Source organism: Rhizobacter sp. P2_G4, assembly GCF_056403575.1.
Genome location: NZ_JBFUFG010000002.1, coordinates 440,106 through 453,065 on the forward strand (window position 1 = coordinate 440,106; position 12,960 = coordinate 453,065).

Here is a 12,960-nt window from a genome sequence, read left to right on the forward strand (position 1 = left end):
GAAAATGGACGCACAAGGACTCGAAGACGCAGCGATTCTGCTGATGTCTCTCGGCGAAGAGGAGGCCTCCGAGGTCTTCAAGCACCTCACGCCCAAGGAAGTGCAGGGTCTCGGCGAAACCATCGCCCGGATGAAGAGCATTCCGCGCGAGAAGGTGGAGTCGGTGCTCGAGAAGTTTGCGGTCGTCGCCTCCGAGCAGAGCATGCTGGTGACCGACACCGACGAATACGTGAAGGCCGTCCTGCGCAAGGCGCTGGGCGACGACAAGGCCAACCTGCTGATCGACCGCATCCTGCAAGGCGGCGACGTGAGCGGCATCGAGAGCCTGAAGTGGATGGACGCGAGCTCGGTGGCCGAGCTGCTGCGCAACGAACACCCGCAGATCGTGGCCGCCATCCTCGTGCACCTCGACTACGACCAGGCTTCCGGCGTGCTGAAGTGCTTCACCGAACGCCAGCGCAACGAAGTGCTGGTGCGCGTGGCCACGCTCGACGGCATCCAGCCCTCGGCGCTGAAAGACCTGAACGAAGTGATGAGCAAGGTGCTGGCCGGCGGCGACAAGCTGCGCAAGGCCTCGCTGGGCGGCGTGAAGACGGCTGCCGAAATGATCAACCTGATGGGTGGCAGCGTCGAGACCGCGGTGCTCGACTACATCCGCGAAGCCGACAACGAGCTCGCGCAGAAGATCATGGACAACATGTTCACCTTCGACGATCTGGAGAAGATCGACGACAAGGGCATCCAGCTGCTGATGAAGGAAGTGCAGTCCGAATCGCTGGTCATCGCGCTCAAGGGTGCCACGCCCGAGATGCGCGAGAAGGTGTTCAAGAACATGTCGACCCGCGCTGCCGAGACGCTGCGCGAAGACCTGGAATCTCGCGGCCCGGTGCGCGTGAGCGAGGTCGAGGCCGAGCAGAAGGAACTGTTGAAGATCGTCAGACGTCTGGCCGACGAAGGTCAGATCGTGCTCGGAGGCGGCGGCGACGATGAGTTCCTCTGACCCCTTGCGCCCCGCACCACCGCCAGGCGGTGCAGCAAAGTCCGCAGCGCCATCCGACGGTGGTGCGGCGAAACCAAGCTCGCACTACAGCCGCTTCATTCCGCGCGAAGAACTGAACGGCTTTGCCGCCTGGAAGCCGGGCGCCCTGTCGGGTGGCGAAGGCGCACCTGCCTCTGCAGTGAAACGCGCCGAGCCACCGCCACCTCCTGCGCCGCCCAAGCCGTCGCCCGCCGAAGAGCTGGCCACGCATGTGCGAGCCGCACGCAGCGCCGGCTACCAGGACGGCTACCGCGACGGCCTGGTGGCGCTCGAAGGATTCAAGCAGAGCTTCGCCTCCCAGATCACCGCGCAGATCGGCACGCTGATGCAGTCCTACACGCAGCAGCTCGACGACCTGCAGCAAGACATGGCACGCGCGCTCGCCGTCTCGGCCACCCACCTCGCACGCCAGATGGTGCGCAGCGAGCTGGTGCAGCGCCCCGAACTCGTGGCCGCCGTGGCGCAAGAGGCGGTGGACACGCTGCTGCTGAGCGCCCACCACATCACCCTGCGCGTGCACCCCGACGACCACGCCCTCGTCTCGCAAGGTGCGGCCGACGTGCTGGCCGCACGCGGTGCCCGCCTGCTGGCTGATGCCGGCATCACGCGCGGCGGCTGCATCGTCGAGTCCGACATCGGCGTCATCGATGCCAGCCTCGAAGCGCGCTGGCGTCGTGCCGCCGCTTCGCTGGGCATTGCCGAAGGCTGGAGTGGCGCGCCCGACAGCGACGAGGTGGCCGAATGATCACCTCACCGCACGAAAAGCACGCGCTGGCGAGTGCCGAGAAATGGCACCGCTATCTGGCCGACATGCAGACCTTCTCGGCTGAGCCGGTGGCGCTGGAAACGCAAGGCACCCTCGTGCGCGTGGCCGGCCTCGTGCTCGAGGCCGCCGGCATCCGCGTGCCTGTGGGCTCGGTCTGCCAGATCCACATGGACGATCACCGTGTCGACGGCCAACCGCCGGTGCTGGCCGAAGTGGTCGGCTTCTCGGGCGACCGCGCCTACCTCATGCCCACCGGCGACGTGCAGGGCCTGGCCAGCGGCGCCCGCGTGGTGCCGCGTCCGTCGCCTGTCGTGCCGATGCAACTCGGTGCTGCGCACCACCCCTGGCGGCGCGGTGAAGACCGCACCCAGCACTTGCCGGTCGGCGATGGTTTGCTCGGCCGCGTGATCGACTCGCACGGCCACCCGATCGACCGCAAGGGCCCGTTGCAACACGTGCACAAGGAACCGCTGATCCGCCGCGCCATCAACGCGATGGACCGCGACCCGATCCGCCAGCCGCTGGACACCGGCGTGCGTGCCATCAACGCCATGCTCACCGTGGGCCGTGGCCAGCGCATCGGCCTCTTCGCCGGCACCGGCGTCGGCAAGTCGGTGCTGCTGGGCATGATGGCCCGCTACACCGCAGCCGACGTGATCGTGGTCGGGCTCATCGGCGAGCGCGGCCGTGAAGTGAAAGAGTTCATCGAAGACATCCTCGGCGAAGACGGCCTGCGCCGCTCGGTGGTGGTGGCGGCTCCTGCCGACTCGCCGCCGCTCACCCGCATGCAAGGCGCGAACTACGCCACCGCCATTGCCGAGCACTTTCGCGACCGCGGCCAGCATGTGCTGCTGCTGATGGATTCGCTGACCCGCTACGCGATGGCGCAGCGCGAGATCGCACTTGCCATCGGCGAGCCGCCTGCCACCAAGGGCTACCCGCCGAGCTGCTTTGCCAAGCTGCCGCAGCTGGTGGAGCGCAGTGGCAACGGCATCCACGGCATGGGCTCGATCACCGCGTTCTACACGGTGCTGAGCGAAGGCGACGACCAGCAGGACCCGATCGCCGATGCGGCCCGAGGCATTCTCGACGGCCACATCGTGCTCTCGCGCGAGCTGGCCGAGGCCGGCCACTACCCGGCCATCGACATCGAGCGTTCGATCTCGCGGGTGATGAACAACGTGAGCCCGCCGGAGCACATCGACGCAGCCCGGCGCTTCCGCCAGCTGCACGCCAAGCACAACAAGGCGCGCGACCTGATCCAGCTCGGCGCCTACACGCCCGGCCACGACGGCGAGCTCGACACCGCCGTGCGCCTGCACCCGCAGATGACCCAGTTGTTGCAGCAAGACATGCACCGCCCCGCTTCCTTGCCCCAGAGCCTGCGCGAGTTGCGCGGCTTGGTCGGCACTTGATCCTTTGACAGGAACTGAATCATGAACAACCCGTCTCTCGACCCCCTGATGGCTCTGCTCGGCCAGGCTGAGCGTGAACGCGATGCGTCGCTGGCCGCCATGCAGCGCGCTGTCGAAGCACACCAAGCTGCCCAGTCGCAGGCCGAGCAGCTCGTAGCCTACCGCGGCGAGTACGAAGCACGCTTCAAGGACCAGTTCAGCCGCAAGAGTTCGATCGACATCCTGCAGTGCTACCAGGGCTTCAGCGCCCGCCTCGGGCAAGCCATCGACCAGCAGCAGAACATCGCCGGCCACGCCGCGCTGAAGCTCGAGCAAGCCCGCGAATCCCTGCGCGACCAGGAGATGCGCGTCGTCTCGGTGCGCAAGCTGATCGAACGCCGCGTGACCGAACTGCGCCAGATGGCCGACCGCCGCGACCAGAAGCAGACCGACGAATTCGCGGCCCGTGCCGCCTGGAACAACCTGCAGAAACGGCCGCTGTCGTCCGCAGCCTGAACTCCTTTCCCCGAATCCCTTTCCGACGGTGCCCATGACTCCTGCCATCTCATCGTTCATCGCGCCCGTCGCGCCGCCTTCGGCCCAAGCCCAGCCGAACGCCGCGACGAGCCAGTCCGACACGTCCAACGACTTTGCCAAGCTGCTCAGCCAGCGCCAGGCGATGGCGCACGAGCCCGTGCACGCGAACAAGACCCAGTCTGCCGAGAAGCCCGCGGAGAAGACAGCCGATCTGCAGGAGACGGCTGCGCCCAAGAGCACCGCCCCAAACGCGAACAAGCCGGTTGCGCGCGAGCGCGCGCCTGCGAAGGCTGACAAGGCCAAGCCTGCGCAGACCGATGCGGCTGACAAGGGCAACGAGACCAAGGCTACAGACACGTCCACCGACAAAACGGAAGAGAGCGCACCGACCGATCCGGCCCTGGCCGAATGGATGTCTGCGCTGAACCTGCCGCCGGCTGCCGATGCACCCGCCGCCGTTGGCAAGGGTGCTGCGGTGGAGGGTTCGCCGCTCGACACCTCGGCTACCAACGCCGCCGCAGACAAGGCCGGCCGCGCTTCGAACAAGGGCTTGGCCGTTGGCACAGTCGACACAGCCAGCGGCAGCCCGGCCATCGCTCAACGAGGCGAGGCCGCCAACGACCCGGCCGAGCGCATCCGCGCTGCACGCGACGGCCATGGCAAGCCCGAGGCGGCATCTGCCGATGTGCAAGCCAACGCCGCCTGGCAGGCGGCCGTCGAGCAGGTCGCCGCACCGGAAGAAGCCAAATCACGCAATGAAGTGGGAGCGGCCGGCGCCGTGGGCGCTGCAGCGTCGATGACGCCGTCGGCCAAGGCTGCTGAAGCCACCGCGGCCACTGTCGTCAACGTCCCCACGCCGGCCACGGCGCCCGAGTTCCCCAAGGAGCTCGGCGTGCAGATCAGCGTGCTCGCCAAGGATGGCGTGCAGCAGGCCGAGTTGCACCTCAACCCGGCCGACATGGGTCCGATCTCGGTGCAGATCGCGCTCGACGGCACGCAGGCACAAGTCAACTTCGGTGCCGATTCGGCTGCCACGCGGCAGATCATCGAAGGCGGGTTGCCCGAGCTGGCTGCCGCACTGCGCGACGCCGGCTTCACGCTGTCGGGCGGTGGTGTGCACCAGCAGGCCCAGGGTCGCCGCGAAGGCGGCGATTCGTCGGGCAGCGGTGGTTCCGGCCGCGGTGGCGCGTCGGGTGACATCGACACGCCGCCACAGCGCATCAATGCGCGCGTCGCGGCGGGCGGGGTCGACCTGTACGCCTGATCCCGATCGAGGGTTGCGGCGTCACCCGAGCCAGGCACGCCCTGGCCATTCGTGCGTTTGTTGGCATCTGGCGTCGGCGCTAGCTCGCAGACTCCCATGCTCCACGGCGGGAAGCCGGGCTTTCCTCCCGCTTATCAGGCCATCGGAAAAGCCCCCTGTTTCCATAATTTCCTTCATTGCGAGCCCATTGCGGGCGCGCCATTGAAGGAGCGTTCATGTCCACTGCTGCCGCCGCTGTCGATGCTGGCGATGTTGTCCCGAAGAAGGGCAAGAAGAAGCTGATCATCATCGTTGCGGCCGCGTTGCTGGTCGCGATGCTGGGTGGCGGTGCAGCGGTGTACATGAAGAAGAAGGCTGCCGCAGCCGCTGCTGCCGCCGAAGAGGGCGACGAGGAATCGTCCGCTGCTCCGGCAGAGAAAGCTCACAACGACCACAAGAGCGCGCCGACCTTCGTGCCGCTCGAGCCCTTCGTGGTCAACCTCGCCGACAAGGAAACCGACCGCTTCGCGCAAGTCGGCGTGACGCTCGAAGTCGACGACGCCAAGTTCGCCGAAGAGATGAAGGCCTACATGCCCGCCATTCGCAGCGGCATCCTGATGGTGCTTGCCCACAAGACCTCGGCGCAGCTGCTGTCGCCCGAAGGCAAGCTGGCGCTGGCCCGCGAAATCATGCGCGAGTCGGTGCTGCCGATGGGCATCGAAGCCAGTGACGAGGAAGAGGCGGCTCCCGCTCGCAAGTCCAAGGCCGATGCAGAGGCCGACGATGAAGACGCGCCCAAGGCCAAGAAGAAAAAGAAGCGCGCTTCAGTTCACAACCCCGTGAAGCGCGTGCACTTCTCCAACTTCATCGTGCAGTAACGGGTCATGAACCAACAGATCCTCTCGCAAGACGAAGTCGATGCCCTGCTGCAGGGCATCACCGGCGAAAGCCAGAAGCTCGACCAGGAAGAGGTCCAGACAGGCGGCATACGCGACTACGACATCGCGAGCCAGGAGCGGATCGTTCGCGGGCGCATGCCCACGATGGAGATCATCAACGAGCGCTTCGCCCGCAACATCCGCATCGGCCTGTTCAACTTCATCCGCCGCAGCCCCGAGATTTCGATCGGCGGCATCAAGGTGCAGAAGTACAGCGCCTTCCTGCGCGAGATCGTGGTGCCGACCAACTTCAACATCGTGTCGGTGCGCCCGCTGCGCGGCAGCGGCCTGATCGTCTGCGACCCGACGCTGGTGTTCGCGGTGATCGACGCGCTGTTCGGCGGCGCCGGCAAGTTCCACACACGCATCGAAGGGCGCGATTTCTCGCCGACCGAGCAGCGCATCATCACGCGCCTGGTCGAAGTGATCACTGCCGAATACAAGAAGGCCTGGCACGGCATCTACCCGCTGGAACTCGAGTACCAGCGTTCGGAGATGCAGCCCCAGTTCGCCAACATCGCCACGCCGAGCGAGATCGTGGTCGCCACGAGCTTCACGCTCGAAGTGGGCGACACCACCGGCACCATCCATTTCTGCATTCCGTACGCCACGCTCGAGCCGATTCGCGACGTGCTGTATTCGACCATCCAGGGCGACAGCAACGAACCCGATCGCCGCTGGGTCAACCTGATGAAGCAGCAGATCCAGTCGGCCGAGGTCGAGATCGTGGCCGAGCTGGCCACGGCACCCGCCACGGTCGAGCAGTTGCTTGCGTTCAAGCCCGGTGACTTCATCGAGCTCGACCTCGACCCCGGCATCCAGGGCAAGGTGGTGGGTGTGCCCATCTTCGACTGCCACTACGGCACCTCGAACGGCAAGTACGCGCTGAAGATCGATCAAATGTTGTCCACCTCGACCATGGGGTGGTTGGGGTCTGCTGACGTATGAACCACCCCTGCGTGACGCCCCTGAGCGGGCTCAATCTAGGCGCAAAGCGGAACCGGGGTTGGGCCCCGGTGAGCATTTGCAACGACGAGTGCGCCCGCTCAGGGGCGTCACCCGAAGGGCCGGGGCTGCAAGGGGCGCATCGCGTCGTTGCAGGCCTTGGTCGGGGGGGCACCCCGACCGGCGGCCTGCGCCTAGCGCTGCACCCCTTGCAGCCCCGGCGCAGGGGCGGTTCATACGTCAACAGACCCCTAGGAGAAAACAATGTCAGCTGAAGAAGCAGGCGCGTCGTCCGCAGAAGACGCAATGGCCGCCGAATGGGCTGCCGCCCTGGCCGAGTCCAAGCCCGAAGTGGCTTCCGAGGTGCAGACTGCCACCGAGCAAGCGTCCCCCGTCGCGTTCACGAACTTCAGTTCGACGGCGGCTTCGGGTGCCGGCAACGACATCAACATGATCCTCGACATCCCGGTGCAGCTCACCGTGGAGTTGGGTCGCACGCGCATCCCGATCAAGCACATCCTGCAGCTGGCGCAAGGCTCCGTCGTCGAACTCGACGCACTGGCCGGCGAACCGATGGACGTGCTCGTCAACGGCTACCTGATCGCGCAAGGCGAGGTGGTGGTCGTGAACGACAAGTTCGGTATCCGCCTCACCGACATCGTGACGCCGAGCGAGCGCATGCGCCGCTTGAGCAAAGGCTGATCTCTCCGATGGTCTCCACTGGATTCACGTCATTGCTGTGGTTCATCGCGATCATCGTGATGATCCCGGTGGCCCTGTGGCTGCTCAAGCGCACGCCCATGGGTGGCGGTGCAGCGCAAGGTGTCATGCGCAGCGTGGCCATGCTGCCGCTGTCGCCGAACCAGCGCATCGTCACCATCGAAGTGGGGCAGGGCGAACAGCGCCAGTGGCTGGTGCTGGGCGTCACCGCCAGCAGCATCACCACGCTGCACACCATGGCACCGCAGGCCGACGTGCCGCCCGCGGCCATGCCGATCCCTCCGTTTGCGCAGCTGCTCGGCAAGCTGCGCCGCGACCAGAACACGACACAAGGGCGTCCGGGTGAAAACTGAATCGAGTTTTTTTTCGCCGCGCTTCAAACGCATCGGCTTCATCGCCGGCTTGTCGTTGTTGTCGGCCGTTCCGGGCACAGCTTTAGCGCAAGCCGCGGCTGGCCCGGGGTTGCCGCTGGTGATCGGGCAGGGCGCAGGCGGCACCAGCTACTCGGTGCCGATCCAGACGCTGCTGTTCTTCACTGCACTGAGCTTCCTGCCGGCCGTGCTGCTGCTGATGACGGGCTTCACCCGCATCGTCATCGTGCTGAGCCTGCTGCGCCAGGCGCTGGGCACGCAGTCGGCACCGCCGAACCAGGTGATCGTGGGCCTGAGCCTCTTCCTCACCTTCTTCGTGATGAGCCCGACGCTCGACAAGGTCTACGCCCAGGCCTACCAACCGTACTCTGAAAACAAGATCGCCTTCGACGAAGCGCTCAAGCGCGGCGAGATCCCGATGCGCGAGTTCATGCTCAAGCAGACCCGCCAGGCCGACGTGATGCTGTTCGCCAAGCTGGCCAAGATCGACCCCTCGGTCAAGAACGCCGACGTGCCCTTCAAGGTACTGGTGCCGGCCTTCGTGACGAGCGAGCTCAAGAGCGCTTTCCAGATCGGCTTCCTGATCTTCATCCCCTTCCTGGTGATCGACATGATCGTCGCCAGCGTGCTGATGAGCCTGGGCATGATGATGTTGAGCCCGGTGCTCGTGGCCCTGCCTTTCAAGCTGATGCTGTTCGTGCTGGCCGATGGCTGGAACCTGCTACTCGGTTCGCTGGCCGCCAGCTTTGCGCAATAACGCGCAGCCGACCGACCCTTCGAAGCTGAATCATGGATTCCCAACAAGTCTTCACCTACGGCCAACAAGGCCTGTACCTGCTGCTGATGGTGGCTGCCCCCGTGCTGCTGACCATCCTCGGCGTCGGCCTGCTGGTCAGCATCTTCCAGGCGGCCACGCAGATCCACGAGTCGACGCTGTCGTTCGTGCCGAAGCTGATCGCGGCAGTGGCTGTGCTGGCCGTTGCCGGCCCGTGGATGTTGACCACCTTGGTTGAGTACATCCAGCGCACGCTGACCGCGATCCCGAGCGCGGTGGGCTGAAGCCCTGTGCTGACCTTCAGCGAAGCCCAGCTGATGGCGTGGATCACGCCGCTGCTGTGGCCTTTCATCCGCGTGCTGGCGCTGTTCACCACCGCCCCGGTGCTGTCGCAGCGCAATGTGCCGCTGCGGGTGCGCGTGGGCCTTGCATTCCTGATCACCGTCTGCGCCCAGGCCTCGCTGCCCGAGATGCCGGCCATCGCGCTCGATTCGTCGCAGGCCTTCCTGGTGGTGTTGCAGCAGGTGCTGATCGGCGTGACGCTGGGCTTTGCGGCGCGCATCGTGTTTGCCGCCATCGAGTTCGCGGGTGAACTCGTCGGCCTGCAGATGGGCCTCAACTACGCCGGGTTCTTCGACCCGACGAGCGGCAGCCAGGGCAATGCGGTGGGCAGCTTCTTCGGCATCACGGTGTCGTGGCTGTTCATCATCATCAACGGTCACCTGCTGTTGATCATGGCGTTGGTGCAGAGCTTCAACGCCTTCCCGGTCGGCCCTGAACCCTTCGCCTTCCTGCGTGCATTGCAGCCTCAGGTGTGGGGCGCCGAGGTGTTCAAGCTGGGCCTGTGGATCGCGCTGCCGATGATCACGATGCTGCTGTTCGTGAACCTCGTACTCGGTGTGATCTCACGCGTGTCTCAGCAGATGAACATCTTCGCCATCGGCTTCCCAGTCACGCTGGGCGTGGGCCTGCTGGGCGTGTTGCTCACGCTGCCGATGATGCAGGCGCCGTTCACGATGGCGCTGGAACAGATGCTGGCCTACTTCCAGTAGCCGGCCGCCGCATCGCCGAGCTGGCGGCCAAGCCACCTGCGGCGAGCAGCGCAGGGAAGAAGATGAACGAGTTCATCAGCGCGTCGAACACCGTGAGGCCGAGGATCATCGCCAGCACGAAGGGCAGCGTCTCCATGCGCCATGGGCTGCCGCGCGGTGAGCGCCACGCCGCCGCGACGGCCGGCCACAGCAGGATTGCGAGGCACGCGGCCAGGCCGATCAAGCCGAACTGACCGATGACTAGCACCGTGAGACCCCAGGGGCGCATCTCCTTGTCGCGCCACCACGCCCAGTTGGCCGACCCGGTGATCGGCTTCTTCATCGCCTCGCCCATCATTCTCTGGTCCAGCGCGATGCGCCAAGTGAACGAGCTGCGGCCGATCGACTTGAAGACGCCGACCGCGCGCTGACCCATGGCGGTGTCTTTTGCAAGGCGGGTGATCGGCACCACGCCCGACACGTAGACCGCGCCGCTCAGGATAAGCACCGCCGAGGCGCCCGCCAGCATGAGGCGCGGCCTCACCCAGCGGCTGGCCCACAGCAGCGCCACGCCGAGCGCGAGGATCAGGATGCCGCCCACCGATTGCGCCGCCAAGGCCATCGCGACGACCAGCACCGCCAGCACCCGATAGAGCTGCGAGTGGCGCCCAGGAGGCGTCGCCCACGCCAGCCACACGGCGGCCAGCGCACACAGCGAGACCCACAGCCCGAACTGGTTGCCGTGCTCGAAGAAGCCGATCGGCCGGTAGCCGATGTAGCGCGCCGCGCCGTCCAGGCGGAAGGGGTGCAGCTCGTAGAGCCAAGCGTAGGTCACGGGGCCGAACACGCCCTCGACCAGGCTGAAGGGCAGGCAGGCCGCGCCGGCGAACACCAGGCCCTTGATCAGGAGCAGCTGGCCGTCGGGCGAGGCGAAGTACAGGCGCCCGAGCAGCCAGGGCAGGCCCCAGCTGCCCACGAGGTAGAGGCTCGCCACCCAGCCGGCGGGTTGCGGCTGCGCTGCGCCGGCCGATTGCAGCAGCGGCCACAGGCACCACAGCGCGAGCGGCAGGTCGGCCCACACCGGGCGCAGCCGCATCAGCGCTGCGCGGTCGAACACCAGCACGCCCAGCAAGGCGGCAGCCGGCGCGGCCCAGGCCTTGGTGAGCAGCATGTCGGACGGCACGGCCAGCCCGGTGATCCAGTACGGAAAGTCGACCGCAGACGAGCCGGGCGGAAACACGCCCACCGGCAGCACGATCCAACCCCCTAGAAAAACCACCAGCACGGCCACCGCGGCGGGCAAGAATCGGAAGGCAACCAGGGCGCCCAGTGCGAAGGCCGCGTAAACGAATTCAATGTTCATTGCCTGATCATGATCGAAGTCGGTGACATCAATGCCACCCAGCTCGCGGGGCTGCTGGCCTTCGGCGTGGCCGCACTGGCCTGTGCGGGTGCCGCCCGGGCGCTGCAGCAGCGCCTGTGGTGGAAGCTCGCCGGGGCCTCAGCCGGTTTTGCGCTCGAAGCCGTGCTCGGCCTTCGCCACCGCTTGCGCGCCGCGATCGACATCTGGCTGCAGGGCGAAGGGTTGTACGACTCACGCACACCGGTGCAAGTCGGCCTGCTGGTGCTGTGCGCCTTGCTGCTGGCCTGGGCGCTGTGGGGCCTGGCCGGTTTGCGGCACGCCGGCGTGCATGCCCGGGTGGCTGCCACGGCCTGTGCGGTGGCGCTGTGCCTGTTCGTCATCGAGGCGATCTCGTTGCATGGGGTCGATTCGCTGATGTACGCAAACATCGGGCCCGTGCGGGTGGTGGGCTGCGCCTGGGTGGTGCTGGCCGGCGCCACGGCCTGGGCGGCCTGGCGTGCACCGGCTGGGTCTGGCGCGGGCAGGGAGCCGAGGCGGCGCGGCGTGGCGGCGCCAAGGCAGCGGCAAGAAGGGGGCTGAACGCCCCTCTTATCCCGCTCAAGTTCCGGTCACGACTGGAAACAATGGAGGAGCCTAGAAAAGCCTTGCCATGGCCGCCTCCAACCAAGACCGCAACCTACCCGCCTCACAGCGAAAACTCGACAAAGCCCGCAAGGACGGGCAGGTCGTGCGCTCGCGCGACCTGGGTCACTTCGCGGCGATTGCGGTCGGTGGCGCGACGTTGGTGGCGCTGGCGCCCCAGGTGTCGCACTGGTCGTCCAAGCTGCTGATGAATGGGCTGCGCTTTGATGCGAAGTCGGTCCAGAGCACTGATTTCATGGCCGAACGCTTGGCAGAACTCACCTGGCAGATGATGTGGATCATCGTGCCGCTGGGCCTGATGATGATGCTGGTCGCCGTGGCGATCAGCGTGGCCGCCGGCGGCTGGGTCTGGACGCTCAAGCCGGTGATGCCGAACTTCGGCAAGCTGAACCCGCTGTCGGGCATCACCCGGCTGTTCTCGAAAGACCAGCTGGTCGACACGCTCAAGGCCTCGGTGCTGGCGCTGATCCTCGGCACCATCGGCGCGATGTACCTGCGCGCCAACATCGATTCCTTTGGCGGCGTGCTGGCGATGGCGCTGCCTGCGGCGCTCTCGCATGCCGGCAGCGTGATCGTCGGCGGCATGCTCTTGCTGCTGCTCGCGCTCGCGGCCTTTGCGATGGTCGACCTGCCGCTGCAGAAGCACATGCACGCGTCGCGGCTCAAGATGAGCCACGAAGAACTGAAGCAGGAACACAAGGAAGTCGAAGGCAATGCCGAGGTCAAGGCCAAGGCCCGCGCCCGCATGCGCGAGATGAACAACCGCCGCATGCTGGCCGCCATCCCGAATGCCGACCTGGTGGTGATGAACCCGACCCACTATGCCGTCGCGCTCAAGTACGACGACCAGAAGATGGGCGCTCCGCGTGTGGTGGCCAAGGGCGCCGGCCTCATCGCGATGACGATCCGCGACATCGCCAAGAGCTCGCAAGTGCCAGTGTTGCAAGCCCCGGTGCTGGCGCGTGCGCTGTACGCGCATGCCGAAGTCGACCGCGAGATTCCGGCGGCGCTGTTCTCTGCCGTGGCGCAGGTGCTGGCCTACGTGTACCAGCTGCGTGCAGCCCTCACCGGCCGCGTGCCGATGCCGGGTGCGCTGCCCGAACTCAACGTGCCGGCCGAGCTCGACCCACACAACAAGCCGGGGTTCGTACCCGACGAGGTGATTGAATGAACAAGCTCTGCCGGCACGGCATGGA

Annotated in this window: 15 protein-coding genes; 14 read left to right on the forward strand and 1 reads right to left on the reverse strand. The window is 66.4% G+C overall.

The genetic code is table 11. The features are described from left to right. The first annotated feature begins 4 nt into the window (after positions 1-4). The 12 genes from fliG to fliR all read left to right on the forward strand — a co-directional run bounded on the left by fliG (position 5) and on the right by fliR (position 9,780). The gene (gene fliG / locus AC1DYS_RS08525; protein ID WP_047484960.1) at positions 5-1,000 is read left to right on the forward strand and encodes a flagellar motor switch protein FliG; all 996 of its coding nucleotides are present in this window, start codon (positions 5-7) and stop codon (positions 998-1,000) included. Continuing rightward, positions 987-1,784: a FliH/SctL family protein gene (locus tag AC1DYS_RS08530; protein WP_477897997.1), complete on the forward strand. Its 798-nt coding sequence runs from the start codon at positions 987-989 to the stop codon at positions 1,782-1,784. Before fliG ends, AC1DYS_RS08530 begins: the two co-directional genes overlap by 14 nt. Continuing rightward, the gene (gene fliI / locus AC1DYS_RS08535) at positions 1,781-3,220 is read left to right on the forward strand and encodes a flagellar protein export ATPase FliI (protein ID WP_477897999.1); all 1,440 of its coding nucleotides are present in this window, start codon (positions 1,781-1,783) and stop codon (positions 3,218-3,220) included. The genes AC1DYS_RS08530 and fliI overlap by 4 nt, the downstream gene beginning before the upstream one ends. A gap of 21 nt (positions 3,221-3,241) precedes the next feature. Further along, a complete protein-coding gene (fliJ, locus tag AC1DYS_RS08540) occupies positions 3,242-3,715 on the forward strand; it encodes a flagellar export protein FliJ (RefSeq protein WP_477898001.1) in 474 nt (157 codons plus the stop codon). A gap of 34 nt (positions 3,716-3,749) precedes the next feature. Continuing rightward, a complete protein-coding gene (locus AC1DYS_RS08545; RefSeq protein WP_477898003.1) occupies positions 3,750-5,000 on the forward strand; it encodes a flagellar hook-length control protein FliK in 1,251 nt (416 codons plus the stop codon). A gap of 215 nt (positions 5,001-5,215) precedes the next feature. After that, positions 5,216-5,857 carry a flagellar basal body-associated FliL family protein gene (locus AC1DYS_RS08550; RefSeq protein WP_477898005.1) on the forward strand — a complete coding sequence of 214 codons (642 nt, stop codon included), beginning with the start codon at positions 5,216-5,218 and terminating at the stop codon, positions 5,855-5,857. Between the two features lie 6 nt (positions 5,858-5,863). Then, entirely contained in the window at positions 5,864-6,865 is a 1,002-nt protein-coding gene (gene fliM, locus AC1DYS_RS08555) for a flagellar motor switch protein FliM (protein WP_477898007.1), read from the forward strand. A 261-nt stretch (positions 6,866-7,126) separates the two neighbouring features. Continuing rightward, positions 7,127-7,564 (forward strand): flagellar motor switch protein FliN, encoded by a 438-nt coding sequence (fliN, locus tag AC1DYS_RS08560; protein ID WP_477898009.1) that lies wholly within the window; start codon positions 7,127-7,129, stop codon positions 7,562-7,564. An 8-nt stretch (positions 7,565-7,572) separates the two neighbouring features. Beyond that, the gene (locus AC1DYS_RS08565) at positions 7,573-7,935 is read left to right on the forward strand and encodes a FliO/MopB family protein (RefSeq protein WP_477898011.1); all 363 of its coding nucleotides are present in this window, start codon (positions 7,573-7,575) and stop codon (positions 7,933-7,935) included. 31 nt (positions 7,936-7,966) lie between these two features. Further along, positions 7,967-8,710: a flagellar type III secretion system pore protein FliP gene (gene fliP, locus AC1DYS_RS08570; RefSeq protein ID WP_477899591.1), complete on the forward strand. Its 744-nt coding sequence runs from the start codon at positions 7,967-7,969 to the stop codon at positions 8,708-8,710. Positions 8,711-8,742: 32 nt separating this feature from the next. Continuing rightward, positions 8,743-9,012, forward strand: a complete 270-nt coding sequence (gene fliQ, locus AC1DYS_RS08575) for a flagellar biosynthesis protein FliQ (RefSeq protein ID WP_047484972.1) — start codon at positions 8,743-8,745, stop codon at positions 9,010-9,012. Positions 9,013-9,018: 6 nt separating this feature from the next. Next, positions 9,019-9,780 (forward strand): flagellar biosynthetic protein FliR, encoded by a 762-nt coding sequence (fliR, locus tag AC1DYS_RS08580; RefSeq protein ID WP_477898013.1) that lies wholly within the window; start codon positions 9,019-9,021, stop codon positions 9,778-9,780. Here the strand turns inward: fliR and AC1DYS_RS08585 are convergent. Next, the gene (locus tag AC1DYS_RS08585) at positions 9,740-11,122 is read right to left on the reverse strand and encodes a hypothetical protein (RefSeq protein WP_477898015.1); all 1,383 of its coding nucleotides are present in this window, start codon (positions 11,120-11,122) and stop codon (positions 9,740-9,742) included. The genes fliR and AC1DYS_RS08585 overlap by 41 nt on opposite strands. A gap of 9 nt (positions 11,123-11,131) precedes the next feature. On the opposite strand from AC1DYS_RS08585, the gene AC1DYS_RS08590 reads away from it, so the two are divergent. Both AC1DYS_RS08590 and AC1DYS_RS08595 read left to right on the forward strand, forming a co-directional pair. Continuing rightward, the gene (locus AC1DYS_RS08590) at positions 11,132-11,701 is read left to right on the forward strand and encodes a hypothetical protein (RefSeq protein ID WP_477898017.1); all 570 of its coding nucleotides are present in this window, start codon (positions 11,132-11,134) and stop codon (positions 11,699-11,701) included. Positions 11,702-11,771: 70 nt separating this feature from the next. After that, positions 11,772-12,935 carry an EscU/YscU/HrcU family type III secretion system export apparatus switch protein gene (locus AC1DYS_RS08595; RefSeq protein ID WP_477898019.1) on the forward strand — a complete coding sequence of 388 codons (1,164 nt, stop codon included), beginning with the start codon at positions 11,772-11,774 and terminating at the stop codon, positions 12,933-12,935. Positions 12,936-12,960 lie beyond the last annotated feature (25 nt).

What these genes read in the sequence shown, in the direction of transcription:
- fliQ (WP_047484972.1), top strand. Translation starts at nt 8,743, where the DNA reads ATGGATTCCCAACAAGTCTTCACCTACGGCCAACAAGGCCTGTACCTG.
- fliN (WP_477898009.1), top strand. Translation starts at nt 7,127, where the DNA reads ATGTCAGCTGAAGAAGCAGGCGCGTCGTCCGCAGAAGACGCAATGGCC.
- AC1DYS_RS08550 (WP_477898005.1), top strand. Translation starts at nt 5,216, where the DNA reads ATGTCCACTGCTGCCGCCGCTGTCGATGCTGGCGATGTTGTCCCGAAG.
- AC1DYS_RS08590 (WP_477898017.1), top strand. Translation starts at nt 11,132, where the DNA reads ATGATCGAAGTCGGTGACATCAATGCCACCCAGCTCGCGGGGCTGCTG.
- fliJ (WP_477898001.1), top strand. Translation starts at nt 3,242, where the DNA reads ATGAACAACCCGTCTCTCGACCCCCTGATGGCTCTGCTCGGCCAGGCT.
- fliG (WP_047484960.1), top strand. Translation starts at nt 5, where the DNA reads ATGGACGCACAAGGACTCGAAGACGCAGCGATTCTGCTGATGTCTCTC.
- fliI (WP_477897999.1), top strand. Translation starts at nt 1,781, where the DNA reads ATGATCACCTCACCGCACGAAAAGCACGCGCTGGCGAGTGCCGAGAAA.
- AC1DYS_RS08595 (WP_477898019.1), top strand. Translation starts at nt 11,772, where the DNA reads ATGGCCGCCTCCAACCAAGACCGCAACCTACCCGCCTCACAGCGAAAA.
- fliM (WP_477898007.1), top strand. Translation starts at nt 5,864, where the DNA reads ATGAACCAACAGATCCTCTCGCAAGACGAAGTCGATGCCCTGCTGCAG.
- AC1DYS_RS08545 (WP_477898003.1), top strand. Translation starts at nt 3,750, where the DNA reads ATGACTCCTGCCATCTCATCGTTCATCGCGCCCGTCGCGCCGCCTTCG.
- AC1DYS_RS08530 (WP_477897997.1), top strand. Translation starts at nt 987, where the DNA reads ATGAGTTCCTCTGACCCCTTGCGCCCCGCACCACCGCCAGGCGGTGCA.
- AC1DYS_RS08585 (WP_477898015.1), bottom strand. Translation starts at nt 11,122, where the DNA reads ATGAACATTGAATTCGTTTACGCGGCCTTCGCACTGGGCGCCCTGGTT.
- AC1DYS_RS08565 (WP_477898011.1), top strand. Translation starts at nt 7,573, where the DNA reads ATGGTCTCCACTGGATTCACGTCATTGCTGTGGTTCATCGCGATCATC.